This window comes from Wandonia haliotis, from assembly GCF_039523435.1.
In the GTDB taxonomy this organism is placed as follows: Bacteria; Bacteroidota; Bacteroidia; order Flavobacteriales_D; family Crocinitomicaceae; genus Wandonia; species Wandonia haliotis.
The window spans coordinates 1054368-1074905 of the sequence record NZ_BAAAFH010000003.1; the positions used below are offsets into that span (position 1 = coordinate 1054368).

A 20538-nucleotide genomic window follows, 5' to 3' on the forward strand; every position below is an offset into this window, starting at 1 on the left:
TGAACACATTATCCTTTATGAAGAGAATTTTTAGTCTGCTCGTGTTGGTGACATTCCTGAATCCGGTCGTATTTTCTCAGGAAGGGGACGCCGATTCCATGATGGTTTATACGAATAAGAAAGGAAAATTGATCCGTAAGTCGGGGGATGAATTGTACTTTGGTTTTACCCCCGGTTTTGCGAACAGAACACTGAAAGAAAATCCGGGACTTTTCAGTGCTCCTATTGGCGAGAGAGAGAATGAAACCGGTGGATGGTTTTACTCGTTTCATATCGGATACAGAACGAATCTTCACAAACATATAGTTCTTGATTTGGGAGTGGAGTTCAATAGAAATGGGGAGTTTTATGAAACCGGAGGAGATTCGGTATATACCTACAAAAATACCTATCACTACATTGGAATTCCTTTGAACCTTGCATTTCAGTACGGGGATCGTTTTAAATTGCATGTAGGGGCGGGAGTTGTACCTAAAATGTTTCTCAGTCAGGTAACGAATGAGGAACGGGAAAATGAGTTTGGAACTACGGAAGCAATTCGAACAAAGTATAAGGACAATTTTAACTTTTTTAATATTGATGCAGTTGTTTCATTAGGATTCCGTTGGAATTTTAGTAGAAATGTAGGTATTTATGCAATCCCGGAAATGCGATGGCAACTGGCAAATACCTATCAGAAACAATGGCCGTATGTACATAAATCGTATGTGTTTGGAATCAAAGCAGGAGTGAGTGTTTTGTTCTGATAACATTTTGTACCTCTGAAGAATAATTATATTTGCCTCATAATATAGAACAGATGAAAGTAAATACAGCATATAATAACCGCGAAAAACTACTGGAATTATACAACAAGCCTTTGTTAGAACTGGTTTTTGAAGCCGCTACGATTCATCGTCAGTACCACAACCCAAGAGAAGTTCAGATGTCTTCGCTCTTGAGTATCAAAACGGGAGGTTGTCCGGAAGATTGTGGGTATTGTCCGCAGGCAGCGCGTTATCATACAGATGTTGAAGCGCATAAACTGATGACTGTAGATTCTGTTGTTGAGCAGGCTAAGAATGCAAAAGCGAATGGTTCTTCAAGGTTGTGTATGGGAGCAGCCTGGAGAGAGGTACGTGATAACAGAGATTTTGATCAGGTAGTAGAAATGGTTCAGGCGGTTAACGACCTGGATATGGAAGTATGCTGTACACTTGGAATGTTGTCGGAAGAACAGGCGGTTCGTTTGAAAAATGCAGGTCTTTTTGCGTACAATCACAATCTCGACTCTTCCAGAGAGTTTTATAAAGATATTATCTCAACCAGAGAATATGATGATCGTTTGGAAACCATAGATAATGCCCGAAAAGCAGGAATTTCTGTTTGTTCAGGGGGAATTATTGGTATGGGAGAAGCAGTTGAAGATCGTATTGGGATGTTGTTAAGCTATATGGAAATGGAAACTCCACCCGAATCGATTCCAATCAATGCATTGGTTGCTGTTGAAGGAACACCTCTTGAGCAACAAAAACCGGTTGAACAATGGGAAATGATTCGTATGGTAGCAACTACGCGAATTGCTTTTCCTCAATCTGTTGTCAGACTATCAGCAGGAAGAACAAAAATGTCGATGGAAGCTCAGGCACTTTGCTTTATGGCAGGAGCAGGAAGTATTTTTGCAGGAGATAAACTCCTTACAACTCCGAACCCGGAGTTTAATGAGGATAAAGAAATGTTTAACATTCTTGGTTTGATTGCAAAAGAGCCGTTTCAGGAAGGCGAAAAACCGGTAACGATACCGGATCCGATTCTTGAAGAGAAGAAACAAAAGGCTGCTGAAAGAGAAGCAGAACTTAGTGCGGCTCGCGGACAGAAATTTGAACCGAGAAAAGTAACCCGAGTAGATACACTTTAGTACTTCCCGGACATTTAAAAGGTACGGTAAGGAAAACAATCACGTGGACCGAATGATGAAGTCCCCCCGTTTTTTACATAAAATGACCTCCCGGTATTCGGATGGAAGTCTGCGTAAATTGCGGGTAACAGCTCCGTTGACAGATTTTATTTCAAATGATTATTTGGGGTTGTCTTTAGTTCCTTCTAAAAGTGATTCATTTACGCATTCGGGGACGGGATCTCGTTTAATATCCGGTAATTCAGCAAGTGCTGAACAAGCAGAGAACCATATCTCAAAGCTTTTTGGAGCAGAACGGTCACTTATTTTTAATTCCGGTTACGATGCCAATTTGGGATTGTTTTCCAGTGTTCCGCAAAAGGGGGAGGTTGTACTGTATGACGAACTGGTTCATGCGTCTGTTAGGGACGGAGTACGGTTGAGTTTTGCCGAGAGTTTTTCCTTCAAACATAATGATGTTACAGATCTTGCAAGTAAATTACAGAAGTACCGGGATAGAACCGTTTTCGTAGCCATAGAGAGCTATTACTCGATGGACGGAGATCTTGCTCCGGTTGAGGAAATTTTAGGTGTTGTAGCTGATTATGGAGCGTTACTTGTTGTGGACGAGGCACATACCTGTGGTGTTTTTGGCATGCAGGGATTAGGAATGACCTATGCTTTCAGAGATCATCCATCATTATTTGCCCGTGTCATAACTTTTGGAAAAGCGTATGGAGCACACGGAGGAGCAGTTTTAGGAAGTGAAAAGCTGATCGAATTTCTGATTAATTTTTCCAGATCGTTTATTTACACAACTGCCATGCCTCCTGATGCGTACAAAAGAATTGAATACATGACCCGGTTGGCTACGGAAGAGAATAAGCGTAGGGAAAGACTTTTTGCAAACATTGTAGCTTGGAACCAACACTTTGAAGGAAACCCGGGACCAATTCAGGTAGTCCCCTGTACGGATAAACTAAAACTTACGGCTTGTGTAGAGCAGGCTGAACAACTAGGGTGGGCACTGAAAGCAGTGTTTTCTCCAACTGTTCCTTCCGGAAAGGAGCGATTGCGTATTTGTATTCATTCGGATCATTCCGAAAAAGAATTGGAAGAGTTAGCACTTTTTATAAAAGAATGTATCAGATAAGTCGGTTCATCTGAAATTCGGAATTTCGATAAAGTAATTTATTACCTTTGTAGCTTATGTCGCAGAGTGGTGTAAATATCAGAAACAAACGGGCTAATTTCGAATATCAGATTATTGAAAAGTTCGTAGCCGGAATTCAGCTTACTGGTACTGAGATTAAAAGTATTCGAAATAGTAAAGCGAGTATTGTAGAGGCATACTGTGTTTTTGAGAAAGAGGAACTGTTTATCCGGAATATGCATATTGCCGAATATGAAAATGGTTCATACTACAATCATAACCCAAGACGAGATCGTAAGTTACTTTTGAACCGAAGAGAATTGGATAAACTTTTCAAGAAATCCAAGGTAAAAGGATTTTCAATTATTCCTCTCAATCTGTTTATCAATGAAAAAGGACTGGCTAAACTGAATATCGCACTGGGGCAAGGTAAAAAGTTGCACGATAAACGCGAAGACCTGAAAGCCAAAGACTCGAAAAGAGATATGGACAGAGCGATGAAAAGCCATTAAGCTATATAAACGTAAAGAGTTGTAACAGACGCTCACCGGACAGATAGAAAATGAGTAATCCGGGAATCCCCAGATACAAACTGCTGTGAAAGAGAAGTGAATAAAGCATATTTCTTCCTTTGACAAGAAAAGCAATAAGAGGAATCAGAAAAAGCAGTGGGATAAAGGGAAAACTACCGAAAACAGAAAAGTCAGTTACACTTACTTCCTGAAGACTCCCTTCCCGGATAGAGAATTGTTTAATCTCTTTGAAAATACGACTCCTTTCAATCAGGACTTCTTTCCCGAACCGAATGGTATATTGAAATTTTTCGTTAATCCATATAGATTCCCCGGTGTTGAGTCGGGCGGGAATGATATGATGAAAACGCATTCCTCCTTTCACGCTCATCGTATTCATGTGGGTAAATTCTGCCTTTTGCTGTTTTCCGGGCAGAAAACGATCCACAAATAACAAGACCGAGGTGAATAGTGAGAGGAGCATGATAACTCTAAATAATTTGTAGGGTTTTCCTTGTGTGATTTTTCGGATGTACGCTTCTTCTTCTGCCTTTTTTGCCCGTACTTTTTTTTCAAATTGTTCACGGGCTCTTTTACGCCTACGTTCAATCTCCTCCTGAATGATTTCTTCCCTGTTTTTCGCAGGGGGTGGGGGAGAAACTCGTTTGGGGCGGGGAACAGGTTTTTGACCGGACAGAATTTCATACGCTTCTTTAATCGCGATGAATTTTTGAGTGTTATTCTCTCCCGGATTTCTGTCAGGATGATGTTTCAGCGCTTGTTTACGAAAAGCCTGCTTTATTTCTTCCTGCGAAGCATTGCGGGGTACACCTAATATTCTATAGTATTTTTCCGGAATCAAAAAGTAAATAGTTTTAGCGTTGCAGGACGATTAATTTTACCGGAATCAGTCATTCTGAAGTGAGGAGTAAACAAAACGGCTTTTGGCTTTTCGTATTTCGTTAGTTGTACCAGATAAGGAGTAGTATCAATCGGACTTTCACTTTCAATGATCAGAATAGCTTTTTCACCTAACTTCTCATCCGGAATGCCGGATATGAAAAAACGTTTGGTTAGTCCGGCAGTTTCTATTTTCTTTTCAATTTCTTCGGGGAACAGTTTGATACCACCTGAGTTGATAACAAAATCTTTTCTTCCCTTCCAGATAAAATGAGTCGAATTGATTAGTTCAACTACATCATTTGTTTCCAGATAGTCTATTTCCAGTTCAGGCGATGAAATAATTAACTGCTCATCAGTTCCTGCGCTAAAACGAGTTTGCCCGATTGCTTCATAAGAGGTATTCGGGTCACCTAATTTGCGAACAGCAATATGACTGGTAGTTTCTGTCATACCAAATGTGGCATACGCTGTAATTCCGGCTGCTGCAATTTCTTTTTCAAGAGCAGTACTTACCGGTGCTCCCCCGATAATAATTGTCCGTATTTTTTTTAATTTTTCGGGTGAGTTCTTCAGACATTTTTCAACTTGCAAAGGAACCATTGCTGCAAAATCAATTTGAAATTCATCCGGGAAATCGAGTGGTGATTCAGGGGGCGTTAAGAGAGTTTTTGCGTGGTTGGTAAGAGAACGAACCAACATCATTTTTCCGGCTATATAATCAGGATTGAGACAAATCAAAAAAGTAGAATCGGGATGAAGTCCGAAAAAATGAAGTGTCATTCGGGCGGAGCTGATCATTTTTGTTTTGGGTAACTCAATTACTTTTGGAGCACCCGTTGATCCGGATGTTCTTTGACGAATAAACGGAGAATCCGAATGCCATTCAAGAAGAAAGGAATCCAATTCGTCATTCATTTTTTTTGACCAGTTATTATAACAAATTTGTAAATTCACAGTTTTGGAATGACATTTGTATCTGAAGTAACAAAAATAACTCCCTGTTTCGGGAATAATTTTGTAAATTAACTAAAAAAATAAGGAATGAAAAAAGTAGTTGGAATATTGACATTAGTTTTGGTTACTGTTGGAGTATGCAGTTTTACAATGACAGAAACTGATGACGCAACAGGAAGCAAAAAAGAAGCAGTTATAGCTGCGAAGGGAATCAATTTTTCCGACTTAAGCTTTGAGCAGGCAAAAGCTGAGGCAAAGAAGACTGGGAAGCTAATCTTCATTGATGCCTACGCGTCATGGTGCGGACCTTGTAAAATGATGGATAGAAACACATTCTCCAATGAAGAAGTTGGTGAGATTTTTAACGAGCGATTTATCAACCTGAAGATAGATATGGAGAAATCGGAAGACGGACCAATGTTATCCCGAATGTTTCGTGTAACAGCTTACCCTACATTTCTATGGGTAGATGGAGACGGAAAATTGGTTAAAAGAGAATTGGGGTATAAAACTCCGGAGCAATTTATTACTGTTGTTCAGGATTTGAAATAACCTATAGCGAATTTATAGCGTAATTAAAGGTCGGTTTTTAACCGGCCTTTATTTTTTTTGAGCTATTGCATAATTTTTCTTTTTATTGTATTTTCAGGCAGTTAAAACTGTAAAATTATGAAAAGAGTACTACTACTGGCAATTGCTACGGCTTTTGGTGTCGCGGCAATTGCACAGACGATTCATCCGAATAGTCAGGATGGAGTTGTTTGGTTTAAGCTAAAGGACGATGCTGTTCTGGAGAAAAGAATGGTGATAAAGGGAAGTGAAACAACTCCTTTGACTCCCCGTGAAGAATTGAAATGCCTTGCTGCTTTTTTTGAAGGAAATCCTAATGTGAAAGTAACAAAGCCATTTGACCGTTTTAAAGCACCAGCTTTAAGAAGAACCTATCAATTAGAATTTTCCGATATCAATAATGTGGATACTTACATTAAAGAACTGGAGAAGTTCGGACAGGTTGAGTACGCAGAGCGCGTACCTTTTATGCGTAAAACACTTGTTCCGAATGATCCGTTATATGGTCCGGGAAACCAGTGGGGATTATTTAAGATACAGGCAGAAACAGCCTGGAATTATACAACAGGTAATGCTAATATAATCGTCGCAGTGGTAGATGATGCGGTAGATATTACACATCCTGACCTGAGTCCTGTTTTGTGGGTTAATACAGGTGAGATTCCCGGAAATGGCATTGACGATGACGGAAACGGATATGTAGATGATCGAAACGGTGTTAACGTTGCTACTTCTACTCCTTCACAGGAAGGAAGTCCTATGCCGGGAACTCCGGTAACCTCCTTTGATCATGGTACGCACGTAGCGGGGATTGCTTGTGCGGCATCAAACAACGGAACGGGAATAGCATCAATTGGTCATGGAGTTAGCCTAATGGGAATCCGGGCTGCCTCGGATAACTCGTCACTTACAGCAACCCTTCAGGGGGTACTTTATGCGATTGATAATGGAGCGAATGTGATCAATATGTCGTTTGGGTCTGAAAGTTATTCTACAACTTACCAAAATGCTATTACGTATGGATATAATCAGGGAGTAGTAATGATTGCTGCCTGTGGAAACGATAACGTAAATACGGTGTTTTATCCGGCGGGTTATGATCACGTTATAGCTGTTGCAGCAACAAACGGATCGGACAACAAAGCCTCTTTTTCGAATTATGATAATGGATCTGGATGGGTAGATGTAGCTGCTCCGGGAACATCAATTTTGAGTACACTGCCTACAGGTTCTTCTTCCTTGTATGGAAATAAGCAAGGTACGTCAATGGCTTCTCCAATGGTTGCCGGGCTTGCCGGACTAATGCTCTCGATGAATAGTGGTCTTACGCCGGATGATATTGAGAGTTGTCTTGTGTCAACTTGTGATCCGGTAGCAGGTAGTTTTTCTTCTTCATTAGGAGCAGGAAGAGTTAACGCTTCGGCAGCGATGGCGTGTGTGTCAACTTCTCTTGACTGGGCTCCTGAAGCTGATTTTGTTGCCAACCTGACAGTTATTCCTCAGGGAGGGAGTGTGAATTTTACTGATCTATCAATTTATAATCCTACTTCATGGACCTGGACTTTTACCGGGGGAACACCGGCAAGTTCTACAGCGCAGAACCCTCAGAACATTACCTACAATGCTCCGGGAACATATCCTGTGACACTTCAGGTAAGTAATGCAAATGGAACGGATACAGAAACGAAGATCGGGTATATTCAGGTAAATGCAAGTACAGGTTGTGACACGATCTCTCACACCTTGCCGACAGATACGATTTATACCTATTCGTTGTCTACTAATAGTTATCTGGGAGGAACAAACTCAGATGGAGTTACAGCTTACTGTGATGCGTATCAGTCAAGTGAATTCCCGGCAGGAAGTTCTATTCAGGGAATGATCATTTATTTTGTGAGAGGTGCGACTAATAATCCGGCAGCAACTGTGACGGTCAATGTCTGGTCTGATGCTGGAGGAATGCCGGGTGCGGTGGTTCATTCCGAAACTGTTTCTTTACAGGAAATAGAAGATAATCAAACGGTTCCGGGACAACCGGGATCATTCTACCCGACTATGGTTGAATTTGATTCACCTTATCTTATTACAGGCGATTTTTATGTAGGAATAAGTGTTCCGCAACCGGTTCCCTCCGGACAGGAGTACGTAATTGCTTATACACATGACTTTAATGGTGATGTAACAGGGCGTCCGAATTATTCATGGATGTATATAGGAACTCCAAACTCTTTCGGTGCTCCGGCTGGTTGGTATGATTTTGATGCGGCTTTTTCTGCGAGACAGGCAATGCACATGCATTTATTGACAACATTACACCCTGTTCAGGCGACGATGCAATTAAGTTCTACTACGGTTTGTGCTGGAAACAGTATTTCTTTTAGTAATTCCACAAACACAAACTCGGTGTCGAATGAATGGTATGCAAACGGTACTGTTAATGGGTACTCTAATCAAACTACAGCGGATTTTATTTTTAATTCTCCGGGTAGTTATATGACCTATTTGGTAGCGAATAATCAGTGTGGTTTTTATGATATAGATTCTACAGAAGTAACTGTTGTTGCAACTCCATCCGTTTCTGTGACACCACAGAACGAGTACATTTGTCCGGGCGAGTCAATCACGCTTACTGCTTCAGGAGCAGCGGGTTATACATGGAGTCCGGGAGCAACTTTATCTGCTACGACCGGAGCAAGTGTAACCGCAACCCCTTCAACTACAACAACGTATAGTATTGAGGCAACACAAGGATCCTGTACAGCCAGTTCACAGGTTACAGTGTATGTAGAAAGTGCACCACAGGCGGAAATTGTGTTTACACCTTCTACCTCTGTATGTTATAATGAACCTGTTCTTTTTGACGGAATGATTAATTCGTCGGATGTAACATCGTATTCCTGGACATTTGAGAGCGGAACGCCGTCAACATCATCCAATGCTACTGAAACCGTTACTTTCCCGGCGGCTGGTACGTACACGGTAACACTGGTTGGAGCTAATGGATGTGGACAGGATGAAACAGTAACGGCGACTGTTTTGGTTGATAATTGTGATTTCTTAGGTTTAGAAGAACAAGGAACCCGAAACTTGTCAGGGTATTACAATTCCATCAATACTACATTAAACCTTGGATTTGAAAACATGCCGGAAGGTGAGTATGATATTCAGTTGTTTTCTATGCTTGGACAGCGTGTTATGCATCAGTCTGTTCGGGTAATCAGCCCTGATCAGGATGAGATAGTAAACGTGAATGAAATGGCAGAAGGTATTTATCTTGTGAAAATTACAAGCGGAGATGCCTTTGAACATACATTCCGATTTAAAAAATAGAAAAATAATTTACCGGAAAAAAGGGCGGTTCAGATTCTGAACCGCCCTTTTTGTATTGACATTACAGTTTAATAATCCGTCGGGTGAAATTTGATGTTTCTGTTTCTATTTGTAACAGGTATGTCCCTCTTTCAAACGAAGATAAATCAACTGATGTATTTTGTGTCGAAAGCAGCAACTCTCCTGAAACGGAGTAGACATAGATTTGCTGAATAGATTGGGTGGATGTTATTTGTACAAATCCGGTAGTCGGATTTGGATAGATGTTGAATTCGATAGAATACTCATCTACTGCATTGGTTGTATCAGTAACGGTGACTTGTACAGTTTCCGTTGTGTTGTTTCCATTTGCATCTTCAAGAGTAATAGTTACAGTGTAAACTCCCGTAGCAGTAAACTCATCCTGACTAATTGTAACAACCGGATTCGAATCACAGTTATCCTGTACATTTGAAATAAGATCGGTCCAATCAATAGTTACGCTGGAAGCTCCATCTAATGATATGCTGATATCCTGACTGGTTCCGGTAGGTGCCATATAATCTGCAATGACTACCTGAACAGATGTTGTTGTTGTATTTCCTGCCATGTCTTCAACTTCCAGGTTGATCGTTTGTGTTCCCAAATGTGAACAATCGAAAGTAGAAATGTCCATCGTAATTGGTTCAAGAGAACAATTGTCTGTTGCCTGTGCATTTAAGTCGGTCAGTGAAACCGTAGCTTGTCCATTCGCGTCAAGTTCTATTGTAGTATTTTGTGCGGTAAGAGCCGGAGAAATATCATCAACAAGGGTAACAACGGCTGTTGCAGAATGTGTATTACCACTACCGTCTTCTACAGTAAGTGTAACAGTATTGGCTCCTAAATCAGCACACGTAAAATCAGTGATATCAAGTGTGTAACCGGTAATTCCACAATTGTCCGTAGACCCGTTATCAATTTGTGCAGGTGTAATTGAAGCCTGCCCATTTGCATCCAATGAGACTGTAAGGTCTTGCGCTTGTGCTATTGGAGCTTCATTTTCTACCACTGTAACGGTTGTGTAGGCCGTTGCATTGTTTCCTTCCTGATCGAAAACAGTAAACGAAACAGTGTTGATTCCAATATTCGAACAATCGAAAGATGTCGTTCCCAGATTCATTGAGGCAATGCCACAGTTATCTGTAGATCCATTATCGATTTGTGCAGTAGTAATAGTAGCATTTCCACTAGCATCTAGTGTAACAGTAAGGTTATTAATGTTGACAACAGGAGCTTGATTATCAACAATTGTTACTGTAACTGATTCTGTAGTTGTATTCCCATCAGTGTCTGTTACTTCCAGGTTGATTGTTTGTGCTCCTAAATGTGAACAGTCGAAAGTAGAGACGTCCATTGTTATCGGACTAACGGAACAATTGTCGGAAACTTGTGCATTCAGGTCGGTTAGTGAAACCGTAACTTGTCCGTTTGCATCAAGTTCCAGAGTTGCATCCTGAGCTGTTAGGACAGGAGCAAAATTATCAAATACAGTAACAGTTGCTGTAGCCGTATGTGTATTACCACTACCATCTTCTACAGTAAGCGTAACCGTGTTGTTTCCTAAATCAGCACACGTAAAATCAGTGATGTCAAGTGTGTAATCGGTAATACCACAATTATCCGTAGACCCGTTATCAATTTGTGCAGGCGTAATTGAAGCCTGCCCATTTGCATCCAATGAGATCGTAAGGTCTTGCGCTTGTGCTACGGGAGCTTCATTTTCTTCCACTGTAACAGTTGCGTAGGCTGTAGCATTGTTTCCGGTCTGATCAAAGACGGTAAACGAAACGGTATTGGTTCCAATATTCGAACAATCGAAAGACGTTGTTCCCAGCGTCATTGAAGCAATACCACAGTTGTCCGTAGATCCATTATCAATTTGTGCAGTGGTAATAGTAGCATTTCCACTAGCATCTAGTGTAACAGTAAGGTTGTTAACATGGGCAGTTGGTGGCAGGTTATCCACAACAGTTATAGTGGCTGTAGCAGTTGCTGAGTTATTTGATTCGTCAGTGACTGTTAGGGTAACAGTGTTGTTCCCTAGGTTTGAACAGTCAAAAGAAGTTTGATCAAGGCTGAGCGTAAGATCGTTTGATGCGGTTTGGTTATCATTGGAGCCATTATCAACTTGTTGAGGTGTTACTGTTATAGTTCCTGATGCGTTCAGGTAGACAGTGATATTTTGTGTAACAGGAACAGGGGAAGTAAGGTCGGGAATGATTTGATACTCATAGGCTCCGGCATCGATAACCGTGTTGTAAATACGCTCTATTCCTTCTAAATCCTTCGAAATTGAAGCCGGGAAATAGGTGTTCTGACCTCCGTCTACAGCGTTAGAACTTGCGTTTAGTCGGAAATTGTCGGATGCATAATCAACAAATGAGTTTGCATTCAGAACAGTCGCTCCAAAAGCTGTTGTTTTTCCGAAGTTATTGGCAGAAAGAACGGATCCATGCGTCATACTTAATACATCCGAGGCCGCGTTGACATTTTCGTTGTAAAGAATGTTGTTGTAGATACCACAGTTATCTGCATTAATCAGACGGAAAATCTGATTAGATGCTGTGTTTTTTACTATCGTGTTGTTGATGAGTTTTGCTTTCAGTTTACTCACATTACTCGTGTTGAACAGAAATAGTTCTGTCTGAGTGGTATGATTAGCGATAAGTGAATTGAGAATGGAAGACTGTTCTACATAATTCAAATCGGAACGGAAGTATACCAGAGTGTTTGGCGCTCCGTTTTCTATAATTTCACACGAAGTAAAGTCAACCTGCACACTATGTCCACTCCCTGTGCCGGAGCTTGGGAACACATAGTATAATGAGCTTACATCAGCATAGTTGTCTTTGATCACACAATTGGAGACACTTCCTTTGATGGTCTGGTTGTTTAAAGTCATCCAAACCTGAACCGCTCCACCGCGTGAGAATTTTTGATCCGAGGTTTCGTTGGCATGTCCACCACTAATCGTAAACCCGTCAAGAACAAAGTCAGATTGTGAGTTGATGATTAATACAGTTCTGTATAGGTTGTCTCCACGATTGGTTGTGTAGTCACCGGGAATATCATCTCCGTTTACATCACCTGAAATCTGGGTTTCATTTTGTTTTGGGTTTCTGGCTGTGCGGTTACTTTCTGTTCCGTCAAAACCACCATAAAACTTACTATTTCCATGAATTTGTAATGCAGCCAAATTTCGGTTTCCGGACACAGGGTGTCTGTATACGCCTTCTGCTACCCAAAATTCAGAACCTACCGGAGATAAAGTTACTGCATCTTCCAGATTTGTATAGGCATTTGCCCAGCTAGACCCGTCATTTGATCCGGTAGCATCTAAGTCTACAAAAACAGGGTTTATAGTTGTTCCCGTAATCATGGAAGATCCCGTTGTTCCGCCAAATGAGGCGCAGGAATAGTCAACATAAATGTCGTACGTTTCATCAGTAAGTAATCCGGTAAACAGATAATTATTTCCTGTAATCCCTGTGATGGGAGTTCCGTTTCCGACAGGCTGACCTGTAGGTACGATTGTCACGGTATAGTTGTTGTCAATAAAGCTATAATTCTGCCAGGTGACTTCTAGTTCTCCAATTCCATTAGCGGTAACTTCCAACGGACCTAATTCGCAGTTGACAAATTCATACGCTCCGGCATCCAGTTGACCAATAAATCTGGGTTGCCCTGCTAAATCCAAAGTGTATGAAGAAGCAAGAAAAGCTACGTCTGCCACACCGATAGCTGGTGAGCCGCTTACAAGGTGATAATCCTGATTTGCGTAATCATTAAAAAGAGTAGCAGGAAGTTCATTGTTAGCTCCGTATGCGGTTCCTTGTCCTACATTATTTGATCCGTTCAGATCACCCAAACCTGTAGTTAGAAACTGGACACCTGGATTGTCTACAATAATATTGTTTTTAAGTAGAAATGAACCGGAGGAGGCATTATTATAGTTGTCAGAAAGAAGGAATAAGTAGCTGTTTGAGGTATTGCCTATGATCGTATTGTTGATAAATTCAATTCTTGCATCATTTGCCGTGTTATAGTTTACCTGAAGGAAATAACCTGAATTTGCAGTATTATTAGCGAAAAGACAATTGGTGAATTTAGCCTGTTTAGTATTGTAACCTGTAGGTGTAGATAGTGCTGAAATGCTAATAAAATCATAGAAACCCCTGTTTTCATTAAAGTGACAGCGGTTAAAACGAATCTCGTAGATAGCTTGTCTTGCAGGTGCTTCTAACGCAGAAAATAGTGCTTGATTATTGGCATAATTGTATTCAAACTTACAATTTTCTAAATCAAGCTGGGGAGCCATGTGTCCTCCAAATGCATTCGCATCAAATTGAAATACACCTCCTCTGTCATTACCGGAAGTACCATTACCATGTGACTCTTTAAAGGTAAATCCATCAAACAGAACTTCTGCTTCGGTAGTAATCAGAACTAGATTGTATGTGTTGTCCGTAACGTCAGCAGCTGTAGCATGACCGTTACCTAATGCGTCACCGTTTATGCTTGTTTCATGGAGTAAAGGATTTCTTTGATCTTTGGTTGTTTCTGTTCCATTGAATCCGCCGTACCAATTGTGTGATTCATTGATTCGTAGAATGCGCTGTGCTCTGTTGAGAGGATCGCCAATATAGTTTCCTTCAGCGACCCAGATTTCAGCTCCTGAAGGAGCGTTGTCTTCAGCTTGTTGGAGTGTGGTATACGCATTTGTCCAACTGGTTCCGTCATTATTTCCTGTGGCGTCAATATCCACAAAGACGGTTTGTTCGAAACTGACAAAAGTCAGTAGTGAACCTACTAGAGATAGATAAACTTTTTTCATGTTTATTTGATGAGTTTAAGGGTTGTTTCTTCTTGTTTTTCTGAGGTTAATCGAAGGATATAACTTCCTTTTTTGAGGTATGAGGTGTCGAAATTGATTTTGTTTCCTGTGATTTCGTTTATTTCTTTTACAGGTTGACCGATGGCATTGTACACTATTATTTTACTAATATTATCTTCTGCTTCAATAGTAAGTTCATCAGTGAATGGATTGGGGTAGCACAAGAAATTTGTTCCTTTTTCAATCTTGGAAAACCCGTTTGTTGTACCAGCCTGATAGGCTCCTAAACCAATTTGCCCGGCACCTGTTTTGCGCGGATTTCCTGCTAAGTCGATCGTCGGGTAGTCATTGGAGTATACCTGAACAGAACCTGTAGTTTGATAAGCAGAAACGGGAGATAAATTATTGTTAGGGTAATCAATGAATGGCGAAGCCGAAAGAATGTGTGTATTTGAGATACCTTCAATATCACTGAAGTCCTGAACATTTTGATCCGAATCGCTTGTTATTGTTAGTTGAGACGCAGCTCCAATTGATAACGCCATTTTCTGGGTGGTATTTATGTTGTCGTAGAAAATATTGTTGGCTATAGTCAGGTTAGTTGCGGCATAACTTGAACCAAATTCATACGCAAAAGGAGCTGTCAGCGAAGAACCCTGTGGGTTATCAATAACTGTATTGTTTATGAAGTAGATATCCATGGTGCCCGGAACTAAATTGGTGAATCGCCCACAACTCCCTCCGGCAGAAAATTCCATACAATAGTTGTTTCGGAATAAGTTGTTTACAATATGTGCCTGTGAGTTGATGCCGGCAGTACCAACAGTTCGGTATTCAATCGTATAGGCGTAATCCCCTACATTAATATTGTTTTCAACTCTGTTGTTGAAGAATTTGAAAGAAGTATTCGGTGTTTTTGAATAGAACGAAATTCCGGCTCTGTTCTTTGATATATTATCCCGGATGATACAATTACTTACGGTTAAGTCTTTGAGATTATCATCCGAAACATAAATAGCACCTCCGGCAGCTGTTGTGCTATAGGCATGTTCAAGAATTACGCCATCAATCTGAACTTCTCCATCCGAATGTATCGTTATGATATTTTTGGCGTTGTCATGCATATAACTATTGGAAGCAGAAACCTGTCCCTGATCATTCCAGCCAACATCACCACTAATGATAGTCTCATTCGTGTAGAAATCACGTTGGTTGAGATTGGTTTCTGTTCCGTTAAAGCCACCAAAAAGAGACTCGTTGTCATCGATGGTAAAGGTTTGGTAATTAGAGATACGTGTGTAAAATCCTTCTGCAATCCAGATTTGAGCATTAGGAACCGTATTGTTACCTAGAGCTGTGTGTAAATCCGTATAGGCATTTGCCCAGGAAGTACCATCATTGCTTCCGCTGGCATCATCATCAACGTATATAATAGTTTGTGCGGATGATAAGAGAGAAAGAGAAAGGACTGTAAGTGTTGTGTATAGTTTTTTCATTTTTACAGTGTTTTAGTTATTTATATTTTAGAGCATCAGCAGGGTTTACGTAATAAATACGCTGGTCATTATATAGCATATAGGTTTTTCCAAAGTTTCCACCCCCTATATAATCCTGAGCGATGTAGAAACCCTCTCGTTTGTAATCACCTTTTGGCGTTTTCATAATGACAATGCATTTTGCTATTCGCTTCAAAGTAGCCCCGGTAAGAGGATGTTTTTTGATTTCCCAATCTGTAGAAGTTACGTAGGAGTATTCAACGGTTTCTTTCCATTTATATCCCTCTGCCGTACGTTTAATGAGTTGGAGTGATTCTTGCTTGAGAGTAGCGTTTTTCATCCCTTCGGCAGGAAGAGGCTTGGCTTCCGCGATCTCTTGTTGTTGCCAGACACGACGTAGTGCATCAAATTTTTCGAAAACTACTTTTGAGGTGTACTCCGGGTTGGCCTGATATTCGTTGAATTTTGCTGTATCTCGCGCCGCGATCACAAAGCTTTCTGGTTGAATATCGTTCATCCACTGGTGACCGATTTCATCGTTTTTATGATATACATTTGCCCCGATTAGGATAACTCCGGGTTCCAAAACTAAACACATTGCATTGTACCAGGCTTCGGGACCTCCCTGCATACCCATCTGAAACAATACGTTCCCTTTGTCGGCAGAAGCGTGGTGATGTTCGGGAACCATTGCGTAGTTAGCTGTTGCTTTGTCCCAGTGAATTTGCATTGTATGTTCTTCAGGAGAATATTCGATCGAAAATCCTGAAAATGCTTTAGTGGTGTCTTTACTAAAGTGACTGGAAGGTTCGATATACGCAAAGGTGTTTAAATAATAAAAACCAGAGAAGTTAATACGGTCTGTATACTCCTTCTTGTAGGTTCCTTTAAGGATCATTTGACCCTGATCTGTTTTTAACAATCGATCTTCATCTGAATAGAGATTTTCAGCGAATTCTTCAACAGAAATCACTTTCATTTTTCCCGATTTAGAAGTCGGTTTTTCTTCTGAATTCTTATTTACCTGTTCTTTTACTTTTTGTTTGAATCCCGAAAACTGCCCGTTAGAGAAGGTGGCAGAAAAGAGCATCGGAAGAATGAGGATTACTATTTTGTTCATGTTATGATGTTTGATGAGGGGCAAAGTTATTTCCGTTTATTCCTATTATCGGGAAGAAGTTTCTGAAAGCAAATAATTCCTTCTGAATGAATTTTTATATCAGATTAATCTGTATTTCTTTGTACTGACTTATGAAAACTGCAAAAAATAGAAGAGGTATGAAGCGACAGATGTTGTTGTTGCTGAGTCAATTTATATGTCTTCTAAGTAGTTCATTTTTTTCTCAGCAGCTGACCCATTTTACACATAATGAGATGAATTCGGACATTGGTTCCAATGTCTGCTATAATATCAGTCAACTTCCGGATGGGACAGTTTTTGTTTCTAATAACAGTGGATTGCAACGTTTTGACGGAAAGTATTTTGAGAGTTTTGAAAAAAGAGGAAAGGGGATGTCGGTTTCATCTTCTGTTTATGATCAGACGGGACGCTTATGGGCAAATACTTTTCATGGAGATATTTACTACCTAGAGGGTGATTCTTTACTGCGCCATCCGATCAGTGATTCATTGCGTGAACTCACACAGTTTTTCCTGCTAAATGACACTTTTTATCTGACTACTAAACGAAAAATTTTCAGGTACGATCCGGACGGTAATAAGTTCAACTTACTTCAAACACCGGACTTATTAATTGTATGTCTGTTTGAGGTTGGTAAGAATAATTACGCCCTGTTTTTTAATACAACTAAGAGTAACCTGGTTTTATTAAACCTGAGATCAGGAGAGATGGAGCTAATATCATTAGATGTTTTACCTCTTTCAAGAACTATACCTTTTTCGCTGAATGGAGAAACATTTCTTTTTAGTGTGAATGACCGAACAGTATATCGCGGGAGGGATGTTGTACAAAAACGATCTTCGTATCCTGTTTCACTGAGTTACGAGGGAAAAATTACCTATGTTACAGCGCTTGGGGATAGAATTGCCGTATGTGGTGTAAATGGAATACGTCTGTTTGATAGAATGGGAGGAAATGAATTATGTCTGCTCAAGAATGTACAGGTAACGCATGCTATCCAGGATCATGAAGGAAATTATCTGGTTTCATCTTCTTCGCATGGTCTTATTGTGATTCCGGATATTTCGGCATATCATATTGACTATTCTAATTACCTGAAGGAGGAGACTATAATTAGTTCTGTACAAATTAATAATCAATTAGTTCATGGTACAAATGCAGGACTTTTGTTGCGACATGATTTGGTAAAGCATCAAATAGATACATTGCGAATCAGTAACCGGAGCGAAGTCAGTGCGCTTTCGTATAATCAGTGGAATAATAAGCTTTACGTGTATTCCGATGATCTTTTTGTGGTGGATTACGAATCTCTTCATGTTGAAAAGAGAGTTATGTTTACCTCAACTAAGGCTATCGCACATACTAACGAACTGACGTTAATCGGTACGTGGGATGGGGTGTATCAGTTACATGAGCCTGAGTCCGGGTTAATTTCTGACAAAGGATGGAGTTTGTCTTTGACGGGACTTAATGACGGGACTTTTTTGTGGTCCTGTAAAAAGGGACTTTATAAGATCGACAGATCCTTATATGTTAACCCCGTTAGAATAAAATCTGAAGAACCTATTACAAACATCCGGTGTATGAAACAGCATTCGGATGGAATGCTCTATTGTATAGCAAATTTCAATCAATTGGTCCGTTATGATATCCGGGCGAATACATTTGAAAAAATATATGAGGATGAAGAAAAGTTATTGAATGGCTTTTTCCTTACTGAGCGGGATACCGTCATTCTGTATGGAAAAAAGGGAGCTAAATTTTTATCTCTTACCAAACCGCAAACTCCTCCGTTGTTTAGAAACCGGTTACAGGGGATTTTTAAGGATAATATACGTTATATGTATGAAGGTAACGGAAATATGTATTTTGTTCATGACAATGCTGTTTCTGTTTTACCGGGTATTCTTGCTAAAAACAGAGTACAACCACAGTTGAGCTTTTTTGTGAAGAACGGAAGTTTTCAATTGGAGAAAGGAGTGTATACCTCTGAATTTGAAAAGAACGCAATTAGGATTGAGGTTGAAGTCGCTAATACTATCCGGTCGCAGGGGGAAACACGTCTGTTTTATCGGGTTCCGAAATTGTCAGGAGACTGGAAGCCGGTCAGCGGAGCGAATCATGAGATTTTTCTGGAACGTTTACCACCGGGGAAATACACAATTGAGTTTTTTGCCACTAATGAAGATGGAGTTGAGAGTCGCGTATATTCTTTTCCGGTGCGTATTACGCCTCCTTTTTACCTTACTTTTTGGTTTATTCTTGGTGTGCTGCTTGTTCTTTTTGTAACGATTGTTCTGCTGGTGCGTTTTTTTGTTCGTAGAGCAAACCGGAAAGCTTTAGAACGACTACAAAAACAAAAATTAGAAACACGTGTGTTAAATGCCGAATTGACGGCGATTCGTTCCCAGATGAATCCTCATTTTATTTTTAATGTATTGACGGCCATTCAATCTAAAGTAATTGAAGGAAAAGCGGATGAAGCATATAAAAACATTGGTGATTTTGCCACCCTAATCAGGAATGTACTGGATAAATCAGGAAAGGAATTTATCTCCCTGAATGATGAAATTACTTTAATCAAAAACTATGTTTCGCTTGAAAACTCAAGGTTGAATGATCCGATTCAGTTAGTGATTGATATTGACGATCAGGATTATTTTGATGAAATCAATATTCCGACATTAATTACTCAGCCTTTTGTCGAGAATTCAATAAAACATGGGTTTCCGGCACAAAAAAAAGGAAAACGGATTGAAATGCAAATCAAACGGGAAACCGATGGGTTTGTCATTGCTATAAAGGATAATGGTGTCGGTATTGGTAGTACGGTTAAAACGAAGAGTAATGCACATCAATCATTTGCACTGGAAGCGATGAAGAAAAGAATACAGGCATTGAAAAAAACTTCGCGCTATCAGGTTGAACTTACAATTACTTCCGGAAAAGAAGAAGGTACAACGGTAACACTTTATTTTACATGGAACAACTAAACGCATTTATAATTGACGACGAAGAAGCTCCTCGCAAACTACTGAAATACTTATTTCAAAGAGAAGACAGTAGTGTTAATGTAATAGGAGAGGCAGACCGGCTTATAGCCGGACTTACGATGATTAAGGAGTTGGAGATTGATATCCTCTTTCTGGATATTGAAATGCCGGATCACAAAGGGCTGGAAATACTGAATCTTATGGATGAGGTTATTGATTTTGAAATCATATTTGTTACGGCATACAGTGATTACGCAATAGACGCTATTAAACTTTCTGCTTTTGATTATTTGCTCAAACCAATTCAGCCGGAAGAACTCTTTGCTACGATTAGTCGTTTGCAAGAGAAGCGAACAAAAAAGCGGCGTGTTCCCAAATTGCAATTGGATGTTCTCCAAAGTAATTTACAACCTTCTTCAGACAAGACATATTTTCTTCGGACGCACAAAGAAGATTACATCATCCCTACCAATGCAATATTATACCTGGAAGCAGATGGAATGTACACGCACATCGTCATGGAAAAAGAGCGAATTACCGCTTCGAAACCGCTGAAAGAAATTTTGGAGGAGTTACCTAAATATATTTACCGAACCCATCGGAGCTTTGCGATCAATTTGCAGAATATCTCTTCTCCGATACGTATGGTTAATAATTGTATTGAGTTGACCAATAAAGATCTGGTACCTTTGTCTGTCAGTCGTAAAGACGGGTTGATGGACTTTTATTCTTCCATGAATTCCTAAATTATTCCA

At 40.1% G+C, this 20538-nt stretch carries 13 protein-coding genes; 8 read left to right on the plus strand and 5 right to left on the minus strand.

From position 1 onward, the window contains the following. Positions 1-17 precede the first annotated feature (17 nt). From ABDZ97_RS05250 to smpB, 4 genes are read left to right on the plus strand one after another with little or no spacing between them, the layout of a single operon-like run. On the plus strand, positions 18-746 hold the full coding sequence (locus ABDZ97_RS05250) for a hypothetical protein (protein ID WP_343785521.1): 729 nt from the start codon (positions 18-20) through the stop codon (positions 744-746). Between the two features lie 53 nt (positions 747-799). Beyond that, a complete protein-coding gene (bioB, locus tag ABDZ97_RS05255) occupies positions 800-1897 on the plus strand; it encodes a biotin synthase BioB (RefSeq protein WP_343785522.1) in 1098 nt (365 codons plus the stop codon). A 52-nt stretch (positions 1898-1949) separates the two neighbouring features. Beyond that, positions 1950-3029: an aminotransferase class I/II-fold pyridoxal phosphate-dependent enzyme gene (locus ABDZ97_RS05260; RefSeq protein WP_343785523.1), complete on the plus strand. Its 1080-nt coding sequence runs from the start codon at positions 1950-1952 to the stop codon at positions 3027-3029. A 56-nt stretch (positions 3030-3085) separates the two neighbouring features. Next, entirely contained in the window at positions 3086-3541 is a 456-nt protein-coding gene (gene smpB / locus ABDZ97_RS05265) for an SsrA-binding protein SmpB (RefSeq protein WP_343785524.1), read from the plus strand. Position 3542: 1 nt separating this feature from the next. Here smpB and ABDZ97_RS05270 read toward each other — a convergent pair whose 3' ends face one another. Continuing rightward, positions 3543-4403 (minus strand): J domain-containing protein, encoded by an 861-nt coding sequence (locus tag ABDZ97_RS05270; protein WP_343785525.1) that lies wholly within the window; start codon positions 4401-4403, stop codon positions 3543-3545. Next, entirely contained in the window at positions 4400-5359 is a 960-nt protein-coding gene (locus tag ABDZ97_RS05275; RefSeq protein WP_343785526.1) for an AMP-binding protein, read from the minus strand. The genes ABDZ97_RS05270 and ABDZ97_RS05275 overlap by 4 nt, the downstream gene beginning before the upstream one ends. A gap of 126 nt (positions 5360-5485) precedes the next feature. On the opposite strand from ABDZ97_RS05275, the gene ABDZ97_RS05280 reads away from it, so the two are divergent. Further along, on the plus strand, positions 5486-5950 hold the full coding sequence (locus tag ABDZ97_RS05280) for a thioredoxin family protein (RefSeq protein WP_343785527.1): 465 nt from the start codon (positions 5486-5488) through the stop codon (positions 5948-5950). A gap of 117 nt (positions 5951-6067) precedes the next feature. After that, on the plus strand, positions 6068-9298 hold the full coding sequence (locus ABDZ97_RS05285; RefSeq protein WP_343785528.1) for a S8 family serine peptidase: 3231 nt from the start codon (positions 6068-6070) through the stop codon (positions 9296-9298). A gap of 61 nt (positions 9299-9359) precedes the next feature. On the opposite strand, the gene ABDZ97_RS05290 is transcribed toward ABDZ97_RS05285, so the two are convergent. Genes ABDZ97_RS05290 through ABDZ97_RS05300 form a run of 3 tightly spaced genes read right to left on the minus strand, consistent with a single transcriptional unit; the run spans position 9360 to position 16769 of the window. After that, entirely contained in the window at positions 9360-14153 is a 4794-nt protein-coding gene (locus tag ABDZ97_RS05290) for a T9SS type A sorting domain-containing protein (RefSeq protein WP_343785529.1), read from the minus strand. 2 nt (positions 14154-14155) lie between these two features. Next, complete coding sequence (locus ABDZ97_RS05295) at positions 14156-15649, minus strand: T9SS type A sorting domain-containing protein (RefSeq protein ID WP_343785530.1); 1494 nt, start codon at positions 15647-15649, stop codon at positions 14156-14158. Between the two features lie 16 nt (positions 15650-15665). Then, complete coding sequence (locus tag ABDZ97_RS05300; RefSeq protein ID WP_343785531.1) at positions 15666-16769, minus strand: hypothetical protein; 1104 nt, start codon at positions 16767-16769, stop codon at positions 15666-15668. Between the two features lie 158 nt (positions 16770-16927). Here ABDZ97_RS05300 and ABDZ97_RS05305 point away from each other — a divergent pair, with 158 nt between their 5' ends. Both ABDZ97_RS05305 and ABDZ97_RS05310 read left to right on the plus strand, forming a co-directional pair. Continuing rightward, positions 16928-19783, plus strand: a complete 2856-nt coding sequence (locus ABDZ97_RS05305) for a sensor histidine kinase (RefSeq protein WP_343785532.1) — start codon at positions 16928-16930, stop codon at positions 19781-19783. Then, a complete protein-coding gene (locus ABDZ97_RS05310) occupies positions 19771-20529 on the plus strand; it encodes a LytR/AlgR family response regulator transcription factor (protein WP_343785533.1) in 759 nt (252 codons plus the stop codon). The genes ABDZ97_RS05305 and ABDZ97_RS05310 overlap by 13 nt, the downstream gene beginning before the upstream one ends. The last annotated feature ends 9 nt before the right edge of the window (positions 20530-20538 follow it).